At 35.3% G+C, this 20,174-nt stretch carries 16 protein-coding genes and 1 tRNA gene; 7 read left to right on the top strand and 10 right to left on the bottom strand.

The window, feature by feature from the left end:
• Positions 1–38: 38 nt before the first annotated feature.
• Complete coding sequence (locus BUB89_RS03590; protein ID WP_073242064.1) at positions 39–4,043, top strand: hybrid sensor histidine kinase/response regulator transcription factor; 4,005 nt, start codon at positions 39–41, stop codon at positions 4,041–4,043.
• A gap of 105 nt (positions 4,044–4,148) precedes the next feature.
• Complete coding sequence (locus tag BUB89_RS03585; protein WP_073242062.1) at positions 4,149–6,635, top strand: glycoside hydrolase family 31 protein; 2,487 nt, start codon at positions 4,149–4,151, stop codon at positions 6,633–6,635.
• Between the two features lie 206 nt (positions 6,636–6,841).
• On the opposite strand, the gene BUB89_RS03580 is transcribed toward BUB89_RS03585, so the two are convergent.
• Complete coding sequence (locus tag BUB89_RS03580) at positions 6,842–7,654, bottom strand: DUF4393 domain-containing protein (RefSeq protein ID WP_073242060.1); 813 nt, start codon at positions 7,652–7,654, stop codon at positions 6,842–6,844.
• A gap of 502 nt (positions 7,655–8,156) precedes the next feature.
• A tRNA-Ala gene (locus tag BUB89_RS03575) sits at positions 8,157–8,233 on the bottom strand.
• A gap of 169 nt (positions 8,234–8,402) precedes the next feature.
• On the opposite strand from BUB89_RS03575, the gene BUB89_RS03570 reads away from it, so the two are divergent.
• The 3 genes from BUB89_RS03570 (at position 8,403) to BUB89_RS03560 (ending at position 10,580) form a co-directional block, all read left to right on the top strand.
• A complete protein-coding gene (locus tag BUB89_RS03570) occupies positions 8,403–9,170 on the top strand; it encodes an enoyl-CoA hydratase/isomerase family protein (protein WP_073242058.1) in 768 nt (255 codons plus the stop codon).
• A 172-nt stretch (positions 9,171–9,342) separates the two neighbouring features.
• Complete coding sequence (locus BUB89_RS03565; RefSeq protein ID WP_073242056.1) at positions 9,343–9,795, top strand: 6-pyruvoyl trahydropterin synthase family protein; 453 nt, start codon at positions 9,343–9,345, stop codon at positions 9,793–9,795.
• 41 nt (positions 9,796–9,836) lie between these two features.
• The gene (locus BUB89_RS03560; protein ID WP_073242054.1) at positions 9,837–10,580 is read left to right on the top strand and encodes a UDP-2,3-diacylglucosamine diphosphatase; all 744 of its coding nucleotides are present in this window, start codon (positions 9,837–9,839) and stop codon (positions 10,578–10,580) included.
• Here the strand turns inward: BUB89_RS03560 and BUB89_RS03555 are convergent.
• The 8 genes from BUB89_RS03555 to BUB89_RS03520 all read right to left on the bottom strand — a co-directional run bounded on the left by BUB89_RS03555 (position 10,577) and on the right by BUB89_RS03520 (position 18,793).
• Positions 10,577–10,933 (bottom strand): hypothetical protein, encoded by a 357-nt coding sequence (locus BUB89_RS03555; protein ID WP_073242052.1) that lies wholly within the window; start codon positions 10,931–10,933, stop codon positions 10,577–10,579. The genes BUB89_RS03560 and BUB89_RS03555 overlap by 4 nt on opposite strands.
• Positions 10,934–11,007: 74 nt before the next feature.
• A complete protein-coding gene (locus tag BUB89_RS03550) occupies positions 11,008–12,054 on the bottom strand; it encodes a glycosyltransferase family 9 protein (protein ID WP_073242050.1) in 1,047 nt (348 codons plus the stop codon).
• Between the two features lie 105 nt (positions 12,055–12,159).
• The gene (locus BUB89_RS03545; protein ID WP_073242048.1) at positions 12,160–13,440 is read right to left on the bottom strand and encodes an MFS transporter; all 1,281 of its coding nucleotides are present in this window, start codon (positions 13,438–13,440) and stop codon (positions 12,160–12,162) included.
• Positions 13,440–15,137 (bottom strand): single-stranded-DNA-specific exonuclease RecJ, encoded by a 1,698-nt coding sequence (gene recJ, locus BUB89_RS03540; RefSeq protein ID WP_073242046.1) that lies wholly within the window; start codon positions 15,135–15,137, stop codon positions 13,440–13,442. The genes BUB89_RS03545 and recJ overlap by 1 nt, the downstream gene beginning before the upstream one ends.
• Before the next feature lie 44 nt (positions 15,138–15,181).
• The gene (locus BUB89_RS03535; protein WP_073242044.1) at positions 15,182–16,372 is read right to left on the bottom strand and encodes an ATP-binding protein; all 1,191 of its coding nucleotides are present in this window, start codon (positions 16,370–16,372) and stop codon (positions 15,182–15,184) included.
• A gap of 186 nt (positions 16,373–16,558) precedes the next feature.
• The gene (locus BUB89_RS03530) at positions 16,559–16,903 is read right to left on the bottom strand and encodes a HopJ type III effector protein (protein ID WP_073242962.1); all 345 of its coding nucleotides are present in this window, start codon (positions 16,901–16,903) and stop codon (positions 16,559–16,561) included.
• 82 nt (positions 16,904–16,985) lie between these two features.
• Positions 16,986–17,711: a 16S rRNA (cytidine(1402)-2'-O)-methyltransferase gene (gene rsmI / locus BUB89_RS03525; RefSeq protein ID WP_073242042.1), complete on the bottom strand. Its 726-nt coding sequence runs from the start codon at positions 17,709–17,711 to the stop codon at positions 16,986–16,988.
• 17 nt (positions 17,712–17,728) lie between these two features.
• Positions 17,729–18,793, bottom strand: coding sequence for a hypothetical protein (locus BUB89_RS03520; RefSeq protein ID WP_073242040.1), 1,065 nt, complete (start codon positions 18,791–18,793; stop codon positions 17,729–17,731).
• A gap of 215 nt (positions 18,794–19,008) precedes the next feature.
• Here BUB89_RS03520 and BUB89_RS03515 point away from each other — a divergent pair, with 215 nt between their 5' ends.
• Both BUB89_RS03515 and BUB89_RS03510 read left to right on the top strand, forming a co-directional pair.
• Positions 19,009–19,599, top strand: a complete 591-nt coding sequence (locus BUB89_RS03515) for a thymidine kinase (protein WP_073242038.1) — start codon at positions 19,009–19,011, stop codon at positions 19,597–19,599.
• 104 nt (positions 19,600–19,703) lie between these two features.
• Complete coding sequence (locus BUB89_RS03510; protein ID WP_073242036.1) at positions 19,704–20,123, top strand: YMGG-like glycine zipper-containing protein; 420 nt, start codon at positions 19,704–19,706, stop codon at positions 20,121–20,123.
• The last annotated feature ends 51 nt before the right edge of the window (positions 20,124–20,174 follow it).

The raw sequence follows: 20,174 nt of genomic DNA, 5'->3' as shown, positions 1-20,174 counted from the left end.
TTTTTGTAGTTTCGTTATTGGTAATTCCAACAATAATTATGAATAGCAATTTTCGTCGAATTTTACTGGGGCTGTTTTTGTGTTTTTGTGCTTTTCTAAATGCGCAACAGTCTTTTGTATTTACTGCTATCGATGCTAAAAACGGACTTTCGGAAAACAGAGTGCGTACTATTTTGCAGCTTCAGGACGGACGAATGGTTGTTACTACCGAAGGTGTCACCAATATTTATGACGGAACTTCCTTTAAATATTTGCATTTAAAAGGCAATAACATTTCCCGATTAACTGGCTATTCAGGATTTCACCACGGCTATGTCGATAAAGATTATATCTGGATAAAAGACAAAGGAAAGCTGATGGGGATTGACATCAGGCAGGAACGTTTTGTGTCGAAACTGGATAGCATTTTATCTAAATTGGGAATTCAGGAACCCATTGCCGATTTTTTTGTCGATACTTCTCAGAATTATTGGGTACTTACTTCTTCCGATAAGTTGTTATTTCGAAATGCTATAAACGGAAAAATTTCTGTTTTTCTTAAAAATGTATCTACCCGAAATGGAGTTAAAGACCAACTCTATGATGTGGCTGTTATCCGGCAACAACTCTTTCTTTTTTATAAAAATGGATTAATCGTTTGTTACGATTTAAATACGGCTAAAGAGTTGTACAAAACCAATTCGTTATCTAATCAGCAGCAATCGAAATACAATAATACGTTGATGGTGGTGCAGTCTGACAATGCATTGTACCAAATACGAAATGGATCGACAGGCCTTATGCTGGCTTACGATATTAAAAGGCGAACGCATACTAAAATACTTGAAACCGATTATTGGCTCAATACCATTTCGGTGGATAATAAAGGGAATTTATGGGTAAGTTGTGCCATCGGATTGTGGTTTATCGATAAAAATCTAAAGGAAAAACAATTGATTCCATCGTTCCGGCTGGTTGACGGAACCGCAGTAAATACCGAAGCCAGTACACTTTATAACGATTCACAAGGCGGACTATGGATTGGTACATTCAATCATGGATTATTGTATTATCATCCCGACCGATTCAAGTTTAAGAATGTTGGAAAAACTTTTTTTGGAACACAATTAAAAGATATTGATGTTAGCTGCTTTGAGCAAATAGCACAAAATACAATCTTGGTTGGAACTAAAAACGGATTGTACAGTTATTCAACTGAAACTTCAAAACTTTCCGTTTTTACGGGTTTTCCAGCCGATGCTGATTGTCTTTCTATGAAAAAAGATTCCCAAAACAGGATTTGGATATGTACCAGAAATAAAGGAGTGTATTGTTTACAAAATAATCAGCTCAAACCTATTGCTAGCCTTGGTGGTAATTGTCGTTCCATGGTTGAAAAACCAGATGGACAATTTTTAGTAGCAACATCTGACGGATTAGCTAATTTTAATGCTAAAACTGGAAAATTTGAGCATTCGAAAGTGCCATTGAATGGAGAAGCCTTGCGTTCCGTTTCGCAGTTGATTCCATTTGATACCCAATCTTTTTTTGGAAGAAGTAACGATGGATTGTTTGTTTATAATTATAAAAAGAATAAGATCAGCCAACCGCTAAAAGGATTACTGAAAAACGAAAACCAACATTACACCGCTATTTTCAAGGACAGTCGTGGGATTGTGTGGATTGGGACTCAGGATGGATTAAATGTCTGGCAGCCGTCAAAAGTCGAACTGCATACGCTTTTTACCGATGACGGATTAGTAAATAACAGTATTAAAGGAATTACAGAAGACAAACAAGGACTTATTTGGGTTACCACGGCGGGAGGAGTTTCCCGGATTGCGGTGGATACTAAAGGGAAACAACTTCGTTTTTCGATAGCTAATTTTAATCATTTGGATGGCGTAATCGAGAATGAATTTACCGCTTCGGCAGTTTTTGCTTCTAATAATGGACAGTTGTATATGGGCGGTGTGAATGGTTTTAACAGCATCGATTTACAGAAGCCCTGGTCGTTTAAACAATTGCAAAAGCCTTTGTTTACGGGTTTGATGCTTTTTGGAACTCATGTGAAAACGGGCGAATCCTATGATGGCAATGTTATATTGAAAAATGCAATTGCTACAACCAATCGCATAACGTTAAATTACAATCAAAACTTTATAAGTGTTAATTTTTCGGCATTGAATTATGTCAATCCTACGCAAACCTATTACCGTTATCGTTTGGAAGGTGTTGATGAGAATTGGCGTGAAATAGTGGCACAAAATGGTACCGGAACTGCTTCTTATACTAATTTGGCTCCCGGAACTTACGTTTTGAAAGTAAAAGCGGCCAGTAATAGCAGAGAATGGTCGAAAGAATATGCCGAAATCAAAATTGTTGTAAATCCGCCTTTTTGGAAAACACCAATCGCTTATATTTTGTATTTTATAATTGCTTCGATGTTGCTTTATTTATCGTTGTCCTATTATAAAAAATGGACCAATCAGCAATTAATGCGAAAGAATGAAGAAAAACTAAATGAAATGAAGTTTAGTTTTTTTACCAATGTCAGCCATGAATTCCGCACCCCGCTTACGTTGATTATTACTCCGCTGGAATCCATTTTGAAAGAAATAAAAGGAACTGCAATCGAATCCAGAATTCAATTAGTGCATCGTCATGCATTAAATTTGCAGCATTTGGTCAATCAGTTATTGGATTTTAGGCGATTGGAAATTTCGGGCGAAAAACTGAATCTGACTTTTGGCGATTTTGTGGATTTTGTAATGCAATTCGAAGATTTATTTAGCAAACTGGCTCAGGAAAAACAGATTGATTTCTCGATAGAATCCGAAAAATCAGCGCTGTTTATGTATTTTGATAAAGATAAATTACACAAGGTTATTAATAATTTGCTGTCGAATGCTTTTAAGTTTACCCCAGCCGGAGGAACAGTTACGGTGCGACTTTCGCAGTCATTAGAGAATCAAAGTCCGGATTCTGTACAATTAGAAGTTATCGATTCAGGTTCGGGAATTTCGGAAAATGATTTACCAAATGTATTCAACCGTTTTTATCAGGCTTCGACAACTCAGGGCGGAAGCGGCATTGGATTGCATCTGGTAAAAGAATATGTGGAATTGCATTCGGGAGCTATAATGGTGGAAAGTGAACCGAATGTAAAAACGGTATTTTCGGTTATCATTCCAACTAATCTTGTTCCTCCAAAAACAGATTCTGAAATTCTTATTATTGATTCGGAAGATGCAATCGACAATCAAAATATTGAAACAACATCAAAAAAAGAGACTCTTTTAGTAGTAGAAGACAATGATGATTTGAGACGTTTTCTGGTGACGGAATTGTCTTCTAAATACGAAGTATTTGAAGCTGCTGATGGTGAAGAAGGAGAAAAACTGGCTTTGTCAAAATCTCCCGATTTGATCATAAGTGATGTGATGATGCCTAAAGTCGACGGTGTGGAATTATGCAAACGCATCAAATCGAACGTACTGACTTCGCATATTCCCGTAATATTATTGACGGCTCGCACATCTGAAGATTTAAAACTGACAGGATATCAATCGGGAGCCGATGAATATTTGGCTAAGCCGTTTAATTTGGAAATTCTGTTGCTTCGAATAGAGAAATTGATTGCACAAAAAAACCAACGGCAATCGGCATTTTCGAAAAAATTAGAAGTGAATCCAAAAGAGATCACCATTACTTCCATTGACGAACAGTTAATCGAAAAAGCGCTTGGCTACATGGAAAAAAACATGGATAATCCGGATTACTCTGTTCAGCAGTTTAGTCAGGATTTGGGAATGGATCGAACGGTTTTGTATAAAAAAATGCAATCCATTACCGGACTGGCTCCTTCGGAATTTATTCGTTCCATTCGATTAAAACGCGCTGCACAACTTTTAATTCAGGGACAATATCCCGTAGCTGAAGTAGCCGAAAAAGTGGGTTTCAATACGCAGAAATATTTCAGCAAATATTTTAAAGAAGCTTTTGGAGTGAGTCCGTCAAAGTATGCACAAAATGATAAAAATGCTGATAATGAGTTGGAATAAAGGAATAAACAACGAAATGTACCCCTGAAAACAACATAGCATACCCATTCGTTTAAGTGAATATGAATAGCTTTGGCAGGTATTGATTAACTAAAAATAAACCAAATGAAAAATGCCTTTCTGAGTAGAAACCGCCAGTACTTGCTGTTACTTGCGCTGTTTTCTTTTTCGTCATTAGCAGCTCAAAATTATCAAAAAACGGCTTTAGGTGTAAAAACTAAATCGCAGTCGATGGATGTTGAGGTACAGTTTTACAGCCCAACTATTGTTCGAATTCTAAAATCACCTGAAGGAGTTGCTTTCAAAAAAGAAAGCCTGTCTGTAATTAAAAAACCACAGCAAACTAAATTCACAATCCAGCAAAATGGAGCTATTCTTTCGCTAAAAAGCGACAAATTAAAAGTGGATGTTGATGTAAAATCAGGTAAAATATCCTACTACACAATTGCCGGAGCAGCACTTTTAAGTGAGGCAGCATCAGGATCAAAGTTTACTGATTTTGATGATGCAGGATCTAAAACCTATAGCATCAATCAATTGTTTGCATTAGATAAAGACGAGGCTATTTATGGCTTGGGTCAGCAACAGCGAGGTAAATTATCACTTCGTAATGCAAAAATCAACATGGTACAAGGCAATGTTGATGATTATGTTCCTTTCCTGGTTTCTACAAAAGGCTACGGATTGTTCTGGGATAATTATTCGCCTACTACTTTTGAAGATAAGCCGGAAAGTGCTTCCTTCAAGTCAGAAGTTGGTGATTGTATTGATTATTATTTTATGGTGGGTGGAAACATTGACGGTTCCATTGCAGGTATGCGTGAACTTACCGGGCAGGCACCTATGTTTCCCTTATGGACATTTGGGTATTGGCAAAGTAAAGAACGCTACAAGAGTCAAAACGAATTGGTTGGGGTAGTGAGTAAATACCGTGAACTGGGTGTTCCGCTGGATGGAATTATTCAGGATTGGCAATATTGGGGTAATAATTACTTATGGAATGCGATGGAATTTCTCAATCCTGAATTTCCTAACCCGAAGAAAATGGTGGATGATATCCACAATATGAATGCCCACTTGATTATTTCTATTTGGAATTCTTTTGGACCACAAACCAAACAATTTAGAGAAATGCAACCTAAAGGTATGCTTTTAAATTTTGGTACCTGGCCACAATCAGGAGTAGAAACATGGCCGCCAAATCGTGACTATCCATCAGGTGTTCAGCCTTATGATCCGTACAATCCTGAAGCTCGTAATATTTATTGGAAGTACCTGAGCAAAGGTCTTTTGTCTGTAGGAATTGATGGTTGGTGGATGGATTCATCAGAACCGGATCACCTGGATTTCAAACCTTCTGATTTTGATTTAAAAACCTACCTTGGTTCTTTTAGAAAAGTACGCAATGCCTTTCCATTGATGACAGTAGGAGGAGTTTCAGAACACCAACGTGCAGAAAGCGCTGATAAGCGTATATTTATATTAACTCGTTCTGCTTTTGCCGGACAGCAACGTTACGGAGCGAATACCTGGTCAGGCGATGTGAATTCATCCTGGGAATCATTACGCAATCAAATTCCGGCAGGACTTAACTTTTCTATGAGTGCCATTCCGTATTGGAATACGGACATTGGCGGATTCTTTGCAGGTGCTTATAAAAGAGGATGGGGTGACGGAACTAAGAATCCATCCTTTCAGGAATTGTATGTTCGCTGGATGCAGTTTGGCGCATTCACTCCTATGATGCGTTCGCATGGTACAGATATTCCACGCGAAATATACAATTTTGGAAAAAAAGGCGAACCAATCTATGATGCGATTACTAAAACAATTGATTTGCGTTATTCACTGTTACCTTATATTTATTCTGCTTCATGGGATATTACCAATAGTCAATCGACTATGATGCGTGCTTTGGTGATGGATTTTGATGATAAGAAGGTTGTAGATATGAATAATGAGTATTTATTTGGTAAATCAATATTGGTTGCACCAGTTGTTAATGCGCAATATACTCCTGAAACTATTGTAAAATCTAACGAAGAAACAGGTTGGAATAAAGATAATAATGCCAATGGTACTAAAGCTCAGGCGGTAACTTTTACTCAGGCTAAATCGACAAAAGTGTATTTACCGGAAGGAACAGCATGGTTTGATTTCTGGACAAATGAAAAAATTAATGGTGGTCAGGAAATTGAAAAAGCAACAACTATCGATGAAATTCCTTTGTATATTAAAGCAGGAAGTATTATTCCTTTTGGTCCAAAAGTGCAATATGCTACGGAGAAAAAATGGGATAAATTAGCAATTCGTGTTTATCCGGGAGCTAATGGCGAATTCACCTTGTACGAAGATGAAAACGACAATTACAATTATGAAAAAGGAGCCTATTCTACCATAACTTTTAAATGGAATGATAAATCTCAAACCTTAACTATTGGTAAAAGAAAAGGAGACTTTAAAGGAATGATAAAAAACAGAACGTTTACTATTGTACTTGCAACTAAGGAAAAAGGAACTGGAATGACTGATACAACTAATTCCGATAAAGTAGTAAGCTACGACGGAAAAGAAAAATCGGTTAAATTGTAAAGTTTATTTTTATTCGAAATAGAAGAAGCCTTAAACAGTGATGTTTGAGGCTTTTTTTGTGGAGGAATTTTAATATTACTATCACTTTTTTTGTAAAAATCTGATTATCGCTATGATATTTTTAGATTTTTGTTGTTTTTGTTTTGATACAAATATAACACAGGTCAGCAGAGAGGAACTCTTGTTTTTACTAGCTTAAGCTTCATTTACTCTTTTTCTTTAACTACATTTTCAACAAAGTGTTTACCGAAATTTGTCAATTTTATATATCTTTTTTCTAGCTTCATTTTTGCGTTAAAATTTTCAATTCCTTTCTTAAATACAGCCATAGATTTATCATTTTCTAAAGGTTTGTAAATACCTTCATCGTGTAGCCATACATCTTCCGGAATTGTTGTAATACCTAGTCGATTTAAATTGTCAATGTATGTAGGAGTTAATTTTTTATTTTTCAATTTCGTAATTCTATCAAAATGGGAGTAATTATTATATATCATTTTCGTACCGCCATTATCGAACTCTGCTCTAATATTTAATAATGGATATGATTTTTTATCTAAAAAAGATTGTAACAATAAGGCTTCGTCGCTACATAAATTTTTAAGTATTTCAACATATCCAGGATGTACTAAATCTTGAGTTGATGAATCCATTGCAGCAGCTAATAAGTTAGCGTACAATTCTCTTACTTCATTTTCTTCACCGCAAAATCTTAAGGCTTCAATAGCAGGGCCTGCAACTGATGTTGGAGGACTTACAATATTTTCAGGCGGTACATTTTTCAATTTTTCTGTAACTTTAATACTAATGAAACCTTCGATTGTTTCATATCCCCAAACTAAAAATTTAATTGGTGCTAATGCTATATTTACCGTTTTAGTAACGGTTTCAAGTGCGCTACCTATTTGCTTTGCTGCAGGTTGAACTGCATCTTGATAAACTGGTATAGCTGCTACTAATCCAGCCACGGCATTAATAGTAGAATTTACATTTGTTTCTTTATTTTCATTTTCATCCATAAATATGTGTTTTTAATTATCTCCTTAAGCCTTTCAATCAACTCATTATATTATTCTTTAAAGACAAGGTTAGTTCTTTCGATTGGCATTGGCAATTAATAATTGTAGTAAAAGTATAACAATTGTGTCGATTTAAAAAAAGTATTTATGTATGGTTATTTAACTCAAAAAAATGGGAGATGTAAATAATGTTAACACGAAATTGATACAGAAAACCTATAACTTGAATAATACAAATTTATTTTAAACCTATAGCTTTAAATAAATAATTAATTTTAAAGGCATAGATTGATTTCTTGTGTTTTATTTCAGCCACTACACTTCTATCATCAATCTGGGCAATAGGATGTCTCTTGCTTGTTTTGGTTTTTAGTTTTGAGAAGATAAAATCTCAATCTGATGAAGACTAATAAAATCATAATTTATATTCTAAAAACTAGACTCTAAAAGTACACTTAGGTAAAATAAAAAAGCCTTACATTTCTGCAAGGCTTGATTTTATTGGTGGAGAATACCGGATTCGAACCGGTCACCTCTTGCCTGCCAGGCAAGCGCTCTAGCCAAATGAGCTAATCCCCCAATTTTATTTTAACGATAGGTCACCTTCCCGAGGCTATCGGGACGTTTTAGCCAAATGAGCTAATCCCCCAATTACGGGGCAAATATAGTATTTTATCGGATTAAAAAAACAACTTTCAAAAAAACTATGCTTTTTGTCTAATATTTTTAACTTTACCTAAAAACTGCAATGAATATGCCAAGTTCTAATGGTTCCTTAATTACCACTATTGAAAATAGTATTGCTACAGTCGAGTTTGGACATCCGGCAAGTAATTCTTTTCCCCGCGTTTTATTGGATTCACTGACTTCCGAAATCAATACTTTAAGCGTTAATGATGCCGTTAATGTCATTGTTTTAAAGAGCAAAGGAACAGCAGCTTTTTGTGCCGGAGCTTCTTTTGAGGAACTTTTGGCTGTTTCCAATCCCGAAGAAGGATTGGCATTTTTTTCAGGCTTTGCTTATTTGATTAATACCATGCGTCGCTGTTCGAAGCTGATTGTGGGACGTATTCATGGCAAAGCAGTAGGAGGAGGAGTAGGTATTGCTGCAGCTTGCGATTATGTTTTTGCAACAGCGAATGCTTCTGTAAAATTATCCGAATTAGCTATCGGAATTGGTCCTTTTGTGATAGAACCTGCCGTGAGCAGGAAAATAGGTAAAACGGCTATGACCGAAATGACTTTAGCAGCTCACGAATGGAAACCGGCGGCTTGGGCACAACAAAAAGGTTTGTATGCTGCCGTTTTTGAAACTACTGAATTATTAGATATTGCTATTGCTGAGTTCAGCTCCAAATTAGCGTCCTATAATCCTGATGCTTTATTCGAAATGAAGAAAGTTATTTGGGAAGGAACTGAAAACTGGGATTCACTTTTGCTCGAAAGGGCAGCCATTACGGGACAATTAGTATTGTCAGATTTTACTAAAAAAGCATTAACCCAATTCAAAAAATAATTTTTTTAAGTAGCTATTCCCGTCATCCGCTATATCTTTTATCTCTTTTTGAGAAAGAGATAAAAGGATGCCGCTGCTACCGGGGCTAGAAGCTGCTTAAATTTCAAACGAACAATTTTCAACTCATTTCTCATATCAATTCATTAAATTTGCAGTCAAAATAAAATCTACAATGAGTAATATCCGAATTACAAAACAATTTAGTTTCGAAACAGGTCATGCCTTATACGGTTACGACGGAAAATGTAAAAACGTACATGGTCATAGTTATAAATTGTCTGTAACGGTTATCGGAAAACCAATTACAAACCGTAATGATGTGAAATTTGGAATGGTTATCGATTTCTCGGATTTGAAAAAAATTGTCAAAGAAGAAATTGTAGATCAGTTTGATCACGCCACTGTTTTTAACGAAACCACGCCACATATTGAACTGGCTATGGAATTAAAAAATCGTGGGCATCACGTAATTTTAGTTGATTATCAGCCTACCAGTGAAAATATGGTAGTTGATTTTGCGCAAAGAATAATCGGCAGATTACCGGCAGGAATTACACTATTTTCTTTAAAATTGCAAGAAACCGAATCTTCGTTTGCCGAATGGTTTGCCAGTGATAATTTGTAGAAATTCCAATTTTTTAAATTCCAAATTCCAAGTTTATCTAAATGAAAAAAGTTTATTTTGCTTCTGACCAGCATTTTGGAGCGCCAACAGCCGAATTAAGTTTTCCCAGAGAACAAAAATTTGTTGCCTGGCTTGACGAAGTGAAAAAAGATGCCGAAGCTATTTTTCTTTTAGGTGATTTATTCGATTTCTGGTTCGAATATAAAACGGTTGTTCCTAAGGGTTTTGTTCGGGTTTTAGGCAAATTGGCCGAAATTCGCGACAGCGGAATCCCAATTTATTTCTTCGTAGGAAATCATGATTTATGGATGGATGATTATTTCAAAAAGGAACTGAATATTCCTGTTTTTCATGACAATAAGGAGTTTACTTTTAATGGAAAAACCTTTCTTATTGGGCATGGAGACGGAAAAGGTCCCGGCGATTTAGGGTACAAACGCATGAAAAAAGTGTTTACGAATCCGTTTTCCAAATGGCTTTTCAGATGGTTGCATCCCGACATTGGCGTGCGTTTGGCGCAATATCTTTCGGTAAAAAACAAATTGATTTCAGGAGAATCGGATGTTAAGTTTCTGGGAGAAGATAAGGAATGGCTGATTTTATACGCCAAACGTAAATTAGAAACCAAACATTATAATTACCTGATTTTTGGTCACCGTCACTTGCCAATGATTCATCCAGTTGGCGAAAACTCGGATTATGTCAATCTGGGTGACTGGATTTCATACTTTACCTATGGTGTTTTCGACGGAGAAAATTTTGAAATTAAAACTTTCGAAAATTAATTTTTACCTTCTCCATTTAAATATATTTCCATATTTATTTTAAACAAAGTTCCGTTTACTAAATCCTTAATGTGTTTTAATTCTTCCATTGAAACCGATAAATCCAGTGGATACATAGGTGTTTTTAGCAGAAACTTGCAATTTCCATTTTTAAAAGCACAGGCTTCACAACAGCTGTTTTTGGCTATACTTTCGTCAATTAGATAGTTGAAATCTTTAAGCTCAGTAAGGGTAAAAAACAATCCAATTTCCTTAAATATCAATTGAATTCTATTAGGAATAACTCCTTCTTCTTTTTCCCAGTAAAAAGCAATTCCCAGACTGTTTAAATATATTTGGTGTATTTGTTCCATAATGATATATTGTATGAAACAAATATAAATATTATTTATATTAATTCTAAATAAAAAATAATTTAATTTGGAGATTAGGACTGACTCAACTTGTCTTTAATAATGTTTATCATGGATTCAAGACTGGTTGTACTGGTATCAATAGGCTGACTACCGTTGCCATAAGGTTCATACTTTTCGGGTTTTGTGACATGAAAAAGTCCCAAAACAGTAGTTTGTGAGGCACAGGCAAGATGCATGATACCGCTATCGGCACCAATAAAAATAGCAGTATTAGCAATAAAAGCAGCTATTTCACGAACATCTTTACTGTAAAAATGAGGTGCTTTAAAATCTATTTGGGAAACATTTTCGACTGGCAAAACTTCAACGATATTGTAATCAGCAAAATTCTCTTGTAATTTTTTATAAAAAGTATTCCACCACTCAGAAGTATAACATTTGGCTCCTGTTGCAAATGTAAAAATGGCAATGGTTTTTTTAGAATCAGGAACGAGTTGGTCTAAAACTAATTTGGCATCTTCAATTTCTTTAGCACTAAGATTCATACTAATGCTGGGAACTTCGCTGTTTTTTACAGCTATTCCTAACTTCTTTAAATAATACCGAAATTCGTAAACAGGGTATTTTGCCATGTGGTTATAATCGGCATATTCCTGAACGATTTCATCATTTAATTCCCCAAAAAATTTAAAATTAGCGTTTGCAAACTGAGTTGATAATCGCCCGGAAGAGGAACCTTTGTCAATATTGATGACTAAATCATATTTTTTTCGCTTGATTTTGTACCAAACCATAAAATATTTAACCAGTTCTTTAAAGGGCTTTCGTGGTAAAATAATATATTCCTGTACTGACGGATAATTTTTAAAAATAACTGGAGCTAATCCCCCTTTTACAAATAAATCAATTTTGCAATCAGGAAATGCAGCATTAATTTCCTGAACCAGCGGAGTTATCATCAGCAAATTTCCTAAACGATGGTTAGGGCGGGAGATCAATAGTTGCTTAAATTCGACGGCAGCATTGGGATTGGTATTCCATTTAGTACTCCCAATATTTTGGGTTAAACTGCGGGTGATTTTTCGTCTTACTAAATTTATTTTGGTTTTAAAGCTCATAGTTTGGTTTAAATATGCTGTGAAAATACAATTTTAAACCTAATTTATAAATTAAGCTTCGTGTTTGAAGGTTATTTTATCTGAATTTTAAGAAAGTGAGGTTTTTTAATCCTCTTTTTCGTGTTCTTCAATGTCTTTTGTTAAATCTAATTTTCTAAAAGAGGGAGAAATAATTCCGGTAGTTAACACCACTAAAAGTGTCATGCTTCCGCCAAATACTACCGCTGTTACTGTTCCCATTAATCGGGCCGTTAATCCGCTTTCAAAAGCACCCAGCTCATTCGAAGAACCCACAAACATAGAATTTACCGCCGAAACCCGGCCACGCATATTGTCCGGAGTTTTTATTTGCAAAATGGTTTGACGAATAACCACCGAAATTCCATCAAAAACACCACTGAAAAATAAGGCAAAAAGGGAAACCCAGAATAAAGTTGAAAGCCCAAAAATGATGATACAAACTCCGAAACCAAAAATGGCTGCTAATAATTTCATTCCGGCATTTTTACTCAACGGCACATAAGCTGTAATTAGCATCGTTAAAAAAGCACCAACTGCAGGCGCGGCTCTTAAAAAACCAAAACCTTCCGGACCTACTTTTAAAATATCCTGTGCAAAAATGGGTAAAAGTGCAACGGCACCACCAAAAAGTACGGCAACCATATCTAATGTAATAGCACCTAAAACGGTTTTATTGTTAAAAACAAATTTGATTCCTTCGGCTAAACTTTGCATGACAGGTTCACCAATTTTTGGATTTAAAATAGGTTTTTCACTTATTTGAGACAAAGCAAGCAAAGCCATTAGGGAACAGGCAAAAACCAAACATAAAGACCAGTGTACTCCCATTAAAGTAATTGAAAACCCAGCAACAGCAGGGCCTACCACAGCAGCAATTTGCCAGACAGTACTGCTCCAGGTAGCAGCATTAGGATATACTTTTTTAGGTACAATAAGCGATAAAAGCGAAAAGATTGTGGGGCCCAGAAAAGCTCTTACTAATCCGCCTAAAAACACCAGGAAATAAATAAAATATAAAATAATTTGATTCGAATAACCTTCGACTACAGCCGGCCATGTGAGTAAAAACAGTCCGAAACTTATTACTGAAAAGCCAAAGATACATTTCATCAATAAGCCTTTTTTCTCTTTTTGATCCACAATATGACCTGCAAATAAAGCCAATGAAACGGCTGGAATGACTTCCATTAATCCAATAATTCCCAGAGAAAGTGCATCTTTAGTAATACTGTAAACTTGCCATTCGATTACTATAAATTGCATGGACCAGGCAAAAACCATAGCAAAACGGAGGAATAAAAAAGTATTAAATTCTTTGTATCGTAAAGCTGCGTAAGGATCTTTTTTTATTTTTTTTGAATTCATTATCGAATGCTTTTTAATCGTAACTGAGTCGAAATTTGACCATTCCATTCATTTTCATCAATGCAATAAGCGATTTGAAAAGGTTTTTGATTCGTAGTTAAATCTATTTTATTTCCCAGTCCAAAACCGATAGCTGCAATACCTTCGGCACCGGGACTTCGGGATTGTTTTACAAATAATTTTAAATGTTCGTCAGCTGCTCCCAGCTTTTTAGCATAACCAGTATCTATTACGTTTTTAGTTAAAAAAACAGGAGTCATATTCATGGGGCCAAAAGGCTCAAACTGTTTTAAAATACGGGTAAGTTTAGGCGTAATATCCGAAAAGTTGATTTCCGCATCAATTTCTATTTCAGGAATTCGTTGGTCAGGATGAATCGTTTTTTGTACTTGTTTTTCAAATGCTTCTTTGAAAACAGCATAATTTTCCGCCTTTAAAGTCATTCCTGCGGCATACATGTGTCCGCCAAATTGCTCCAAATGTTCTGAGCAGGCTTCTAAGGCATTATAGACATCAAAACCTTTTACGGAACGTGCCGAAGCAGCATATTTGTCACCACTTTTAGTAAAAACTAAGGTAGGACGATAATAGGTTTCAATCAATCGGGAAGCTACAATCCCAATAACGCCTTTGTGCCAGTTTTCCTGAAAAACAACGGTTGTAAAACGTTCCTGCTCCTGATTTTGTTCAATTTGTTCAAAAGCTTCTCTGGTAATGTGTTTGTCTAAATCTTTTCGGTCTGCGTTGTATTTTTCAATTTCAGATGCAAATTGCTGTGCCTGTTCAAAATCAAATTCGGATAATAATTCAACAGCATGATTACCGTGTTTGATCCGTCCGGCTGCATTAATTCGGGGTGCGACAATAAAAACAACATCCGTAATATCTAAAGTTTGTTTTTTTACCTGATGGATTAAAGCTTTAATTCCGGGTCTGGGATTGTTGTTGATTACCTGTAAGCCAAAATAAGCCAGCACGCGATTTTCACCTGTCATGGGTACAATATCGGCAGCTATAGCCGTGGCAACCAAATCAAGATAAGGAGCCAGATCTTCAATAGTCTGCTCTCTGTTCATGCCTAATGCCTGAATGAGTTTAAACCCAATTCCGCAACCGCATAATTCATCATAGGGATAGTTGCAATCGGTTCTTTTAGGGTCTAATATGGCAACGGCTTCGGGTAAAGTTTCTCCCGGACGGTGGTGGTCACAAATAATGAAATCAATATTTCTTTCTTTGGCGTAAGCCACATGATCGATCGATTTAATACCACAATCCAGTGCAATAATCAACGAAAAACCATTGTCATCGGCAAAGTCAATTCCCTTAAAAGACACGCCGTATCCTTCATCATAGCGATCCGGAATATAAGTGGCAACATTGGGGTAAAAACTTTTTAAATAAGAAGAAACAAGCGAAACTGCTGTGGTTCCATCGACATCGTAATCGCCAAAAACCAGAATGCGTTCCTGGTTTTCGATGGCATTTTTAATACGTTCGATTGCTTTGTCCATATCTTTCATCAGATAAGGATCGTGCAAATGTTCTAACGAAGGGCGGAAAAAATGTTTAGCTTCTTCAAAAGTTTCAATGCCGCGTTGTACTAATAACTGGGCTACAAAATCTTCTACATTTAAGGCTTGCGCCAAATGTTTGATTTTGTCTTCCGAAGGTTTTGGTTTAATAGTCCAACGCATTTTTATTTTAGATTTTAGATTATTTTTTGAAAGTTACATTATGATTAATACATAAATCCGAATAGCCAAACGGGGATAATATTTCCAAATCCAATTTCGATGTTATCCTTGGCTACAAAAGAATCTTCGATGTTAGCAATTTGTTTTTTACTCTTGTTTTTTCCTCCAATTTCAAATGTATATTTTTTATCTACAATAAAATCTGATTTTTCAGATAAATTAATTTCTCTTAATCCTTTAAATTGGTTTAAAAAAAAAGTTTCTCTTACATTTCCTACATTACTGTTTTCTTTAGCTAAGACATACATTAAATTAGTGTTGTTCAAAAACAATTTTTCGGGTTTTGTTAAGACTCCTATTCCAGTGGTATCCTTATACAACTCGCTCACTAATCCTGCACGGTCTAAAATTTTGATTGCCTGAATAAGCGTGTTTCTAGAAACACCAATTTTTTCGCTCAGTTTGCTAATATTTGGAGTAAAGGGAGCGCTTGTTGCTACTGTTATTAAAAGTTTTTTCAGCTTGACCAAAGTCTCATAATTTAAATCTTCAACTGCATTGATGTCAATTTCAATAATAAGATTTATGGTATTGCGTAATTTTTGAGGGTAATCAGCTTCACTTTCTTTAAAGTATGGATAAGCACCCATTTGCAAATATTTGGCAAACAATGGCAATGGTTTTATTGCTGAAAGAATTTGGAGCGTAATCTCATTATGGTTTTTTAGAATATCTTCCAAAGAAAAAACGGGAAATTCTTTAGCTGTTTCGAGCGAAATAAATTCTCTGAAAGATAATTCTTTTAAATTATAAGAAACCGCTCTTCTGCTTAAATCCGATTCAGCTTTATAAATTTCAAGCATCGAAGAGGAAGTGAAAATTACATTTAATGAAGGGAAATTATCATAAATCAATTTTATTTCTCTGGACCAATTGGGGTATTTATGCACTTCATCAAGTAATAAATGTTTTCCTCCGAAATTAGAAAACTGTTTCGCTAAATCATATAGTTTATTTTCGAAAAAATAAATGTGATCTAAACTAACGTATAACGTGCTTTTTGGAGAAAGCATTTTCTTTGCAATTTGTAAAATGAGGGTTGTCTTTCCCGAACCTCTTGCTCCTTTTATAGCTATTAACCGATTGTTTATATCAATTTTATTTATCAAATACCGTTGAAACGTTAACGAAGTAAAGGAAAGTTTTTGATTAAATTCAAATAGTAAATCTTCCATTTTGATAAAAATTTGACACAAAAATACTAAATTGTTAATTATAAACAACATAAAAGTGTGTTTTTTGTTGTTTGTAATTAACAATTTTCATAAAATTCTGTTGAATGAAGATAACAATTTGTTTTAATTTTGATTTTAAATTCCAAAATGTAGAAATCTAAAATCTACATTCTGAAATCTAAATTTTTATTTCAACTCTAAAGCTGTTCCTTCAAACTGGATTCCGTCCCAACCATGAATCATAAAGTTTCTGATGTTTTGATGATTTGTTCCTTCCGGATCTCCTAAAACTTCATCACGGTAAAAAGCACCAAAGCAAGCTAAGGTTTCAGATTGAGATAAGTTTTGTAATTGGGCAAAAGCAAATAATTTACAAGAACCGGAATTGGTTCCTGCAGCATTATGGGTATTTCCGTTTTGAAAAGCAGTAGGAGTAAAGTTGTAATTTTCTTCTATTACTGCGATTGTTTCGGGAAAAGTAATGGTTTCAGGTGTTTGTTTTAGTTTCTCTAAAAAGGCTTGTATGCTCATGGTTTTAATTTTATTTTTTGCCACAGATTAAAATTTTAAGGATTTTAATTTGTGTTAATACTTTTAATCTGTGGCTGAACTTTTATTCTTCTTTTTCTTCGTCTTTCGAAAATTTATTCTTTTTGGCTTCTTTTACAATGGTTTTTCCAGCTACAACCACAACAATTTCGCCTCGCGGTGCTGTTTTTTCAAAGTGAGCTAACACTTCTTTAGCAGTTCCTCTTCGGTTTTCCTCGTGTAGTTTTGAGAGTTCTCGGGAAACGCATATTTGGCGGTCTTCGCCAAAATAAGTCACAAACTCAGCTAAAGTTTTCACTAATTTATGTGGAGAAACATACAAAATCATCGTTCTGGTTTCTTCGGCTAATTCTAAATATCGGGTTTGGCGGCCTTTTTTCTCCGGTAGAAAACCTTCGAAAATAAATTTGTCATTGGGTAAACCACTATTTACCAAAGCCGGAACAAAAGCCGTAGCACCCGGAAGGCATTCTACAGCAATTCCGTTTTCGACACAAGCGCGTGTCAATAAAAAACCGGGATCAGAAATAGCGGGTGTTCCTGCATCAGAAATCAGAGCAATGTTCTCGCCGGCTTTCAATCGGGCAATTACATTTTCGATGGTTTTATGCTCGTTATGCATGTGATGGCTGTGCATGTGCGTGCTAATCTCAAAATGTTTTAAGAGTTTTCCGCTGGTACGCGTGTCTTCGGCAAGAATCAAATCGGCTTCTTTTAAAATCCGGATGGCTCTAAAAGTCATGTCTTCAAGATTACCTATAGGCGTGGGAACGATATATAATTTTGACATAAATCAGAATGTTGTTTTTAAAGGAATTTTTTTTCAATTATTTCCATAAAACGTTCTTCATATTCTTCTTTACCTTCCCAGTTATTGTAATCGGGTTTTACCATCTCATCTATAAAACTTTTGGTTTCATAAAAATTATCGTAGGTAATCAATTGATTCATAACACGGTTGTAATCTTCATTACTGTTGCCAAAAAGATGTTTGACAAAGGCAATCCTGTCGTTTAAATCAATATCTATTCCTTTTTCTTTTGAAAATTTATCGTTTAAGGAAGTTGGTTTTGAAGTCGTTTTTTCAGTATTTTCAACCGCTTTTTGTACAGGACTTTCTGCTGGTTCAATTGGTTCAAAAACAATATTTTCAGCGGGAGGAGCTGCTACATCATCTACTTTTACAAATTCAGGTTCGTTATAGTTTAAACCTAACAAGTCTTCAAATGAAATTTGTACCGTTTCAGGTTTTTTAACTTCTTCCTCTTCTTGTTTTTCTTCTTGCTCATCTTCGTCTTCTGCTGTTAATTCAAATGCGGCTGTGAATTTTTCCTCTTCTTCAGCTTCATCCTCTTCAGTTTCATCCTCTTCAGTTTCGTCTTCTTCTTCCATTTCAGGTTCTGATTCATGGAACTCAATAGTATTGTCTTCAGTCTCAGTTTCTTCAACAGAAACTAATTCGTCATCCTCATCCTCTTCATTTTCCTCTTCATTTTCCTCGTCTTCTGCTACTATTTCTTCATCGGTAACTTCTTCGTCAATAGTTGTTTCAGGCTCCGTTATTTCTTCTTCATTTTCAGCAACCGCTTCTTCAGTATTTGGATACAAATTGCTTTCATTCATCTCTATTTGAGTTTCAACAGGAAGAGAAGCTTCTTTGTCATAAAATCCTTCCACTTCTTTTTCAATTTCACTATAGCTGCCAATGGTAGGTTTTGCATCGCTGTAATTTTCTTCTACAAATTTTAAAACGGACAGCTTTTCATATAGTTTTTGGGTTTCCAAATACAATTGGCTAACATCAGATTTGTCTTTGATTTGTAAAATTCGGTGAGCGATGCTAATTAAATCGGCTTCTAATCTTTTTTTCATAATAGTTAAATTATAGTATGTGTTTTGGCGAATGACTTTTGTTTATTGTACAAAGAAAAATTTGAATAAATGCTTTTTAATAAAGCAGATACAAACTCTCAAATTGCTAAAAATTTTCTACTTTTGAGAAAGCGTAAAAGTATGAAATCTTAAGCCGGTTTATAAGTTTACAAAGTAATAAAAACTATTCATTTTTTAAGTTAGAAAAATACAAAATGTTTCTCGAAAATACAGTAAATCATAAAGAGCAATTTGGGTGGATTGAAGTAATTTGCGGTTCCATGTTTTCGGGTAAAACAGAAGAATTGATTCGCCGTTTAAAAAGAGCCCAGTTTGCCAAACAAAAAATAGAAATTTTCAAACCCGAAGTCGATACCCGTTACCATCAGGACAGGGTGGTCTCTCATGATTATAATGAAATCAGATCTACTCCGGTTCCCGCTGCAGCAAATATTGCTATTCTGGCTCAGGGATGTGATGTGGTAGGAATTGACGAAGCACAGTTTTTTGACGATGAGATCATCACGGTTTGCAACAATCTGGCCAATCAGGGAATCCGCGTGATTGTTGCCGGATTAGATATGGATTTTAAAGGAAATCCCTTTGGTCCCATGCCTGCTTTAATGGCAACTGCCGAATATGTAACCAAAGTTCATGCGGTATGTACCAGAACCGGAAACTTAGCCCATTACAGTTTTAGAAAAACAGCTAATGATAAATTAGTGATGTTAGGTGAAACAGAGGAATATGAGCCTTTAAGCCGAGCTGCTTACTTTGAGGCAATGCAAAAAAGTCAGGAAGAATAGACACCTGAAATTTAAATTATATAATAAATTAAATAAATCTTGTAATACCTGCGTTATACCTCTTCGTATCTTTGTAAGTAATTAATTTTAAAAAAATCTAAGTCATGAAATTTATTTATGTAATGGTAGCTTCTTTGATGATCTTTTCTTGTAAAAAAGCAGATTCAGCTGGTGTTTTAGACGATAAGCAAGCAAGTATTGATTCAATGAAAATGGAAATGGTCAAACAAAAAACCATTGATTCCATGAAAATAGAAATGGCTAAACAAGAAGCTGAAAAAGCAGCTAAGGAGAAAGAGGTAACGGTGATTAATAATACAACACCTGCTGCAGCTCAAACTCCGGCAGAAAGAAAAAAATGGAGTAGTACTGCTAAAGGAGCCGTTATTGGTGCTGGTGTAGGTGCTGCAACGGGAGCCATTATCAGTAAGAAAAAAGGAACCGGTGCCATTATTGGTGGTTTAGCAGGTGCTGGTGTAGGTGCTGGTACAGGAGCTATTATCGATGGTAAGAAAACGGAATAAAGTAAAATTTTAATATAGAAAAGGCAGTTTCATGAATTTGAAACAGCCTTT

The sequence above is a fragment of the Flavobacterium flevense genome (genome assembly GCF_900142775.1).
In the GTDB taxonomy this organism is placed as follows: Bacteria; Bacteroidota; Bacteroidia; order Flavobacteriales; family Flavobacteriaceae; genus Flavobacterium; species Flavobacterium flevense.
The sequence above is the reverse complement of the archived record's forward strand: the minus strand, read 5'-3'. Positions and strand labels throughout refer to the sequence as shown.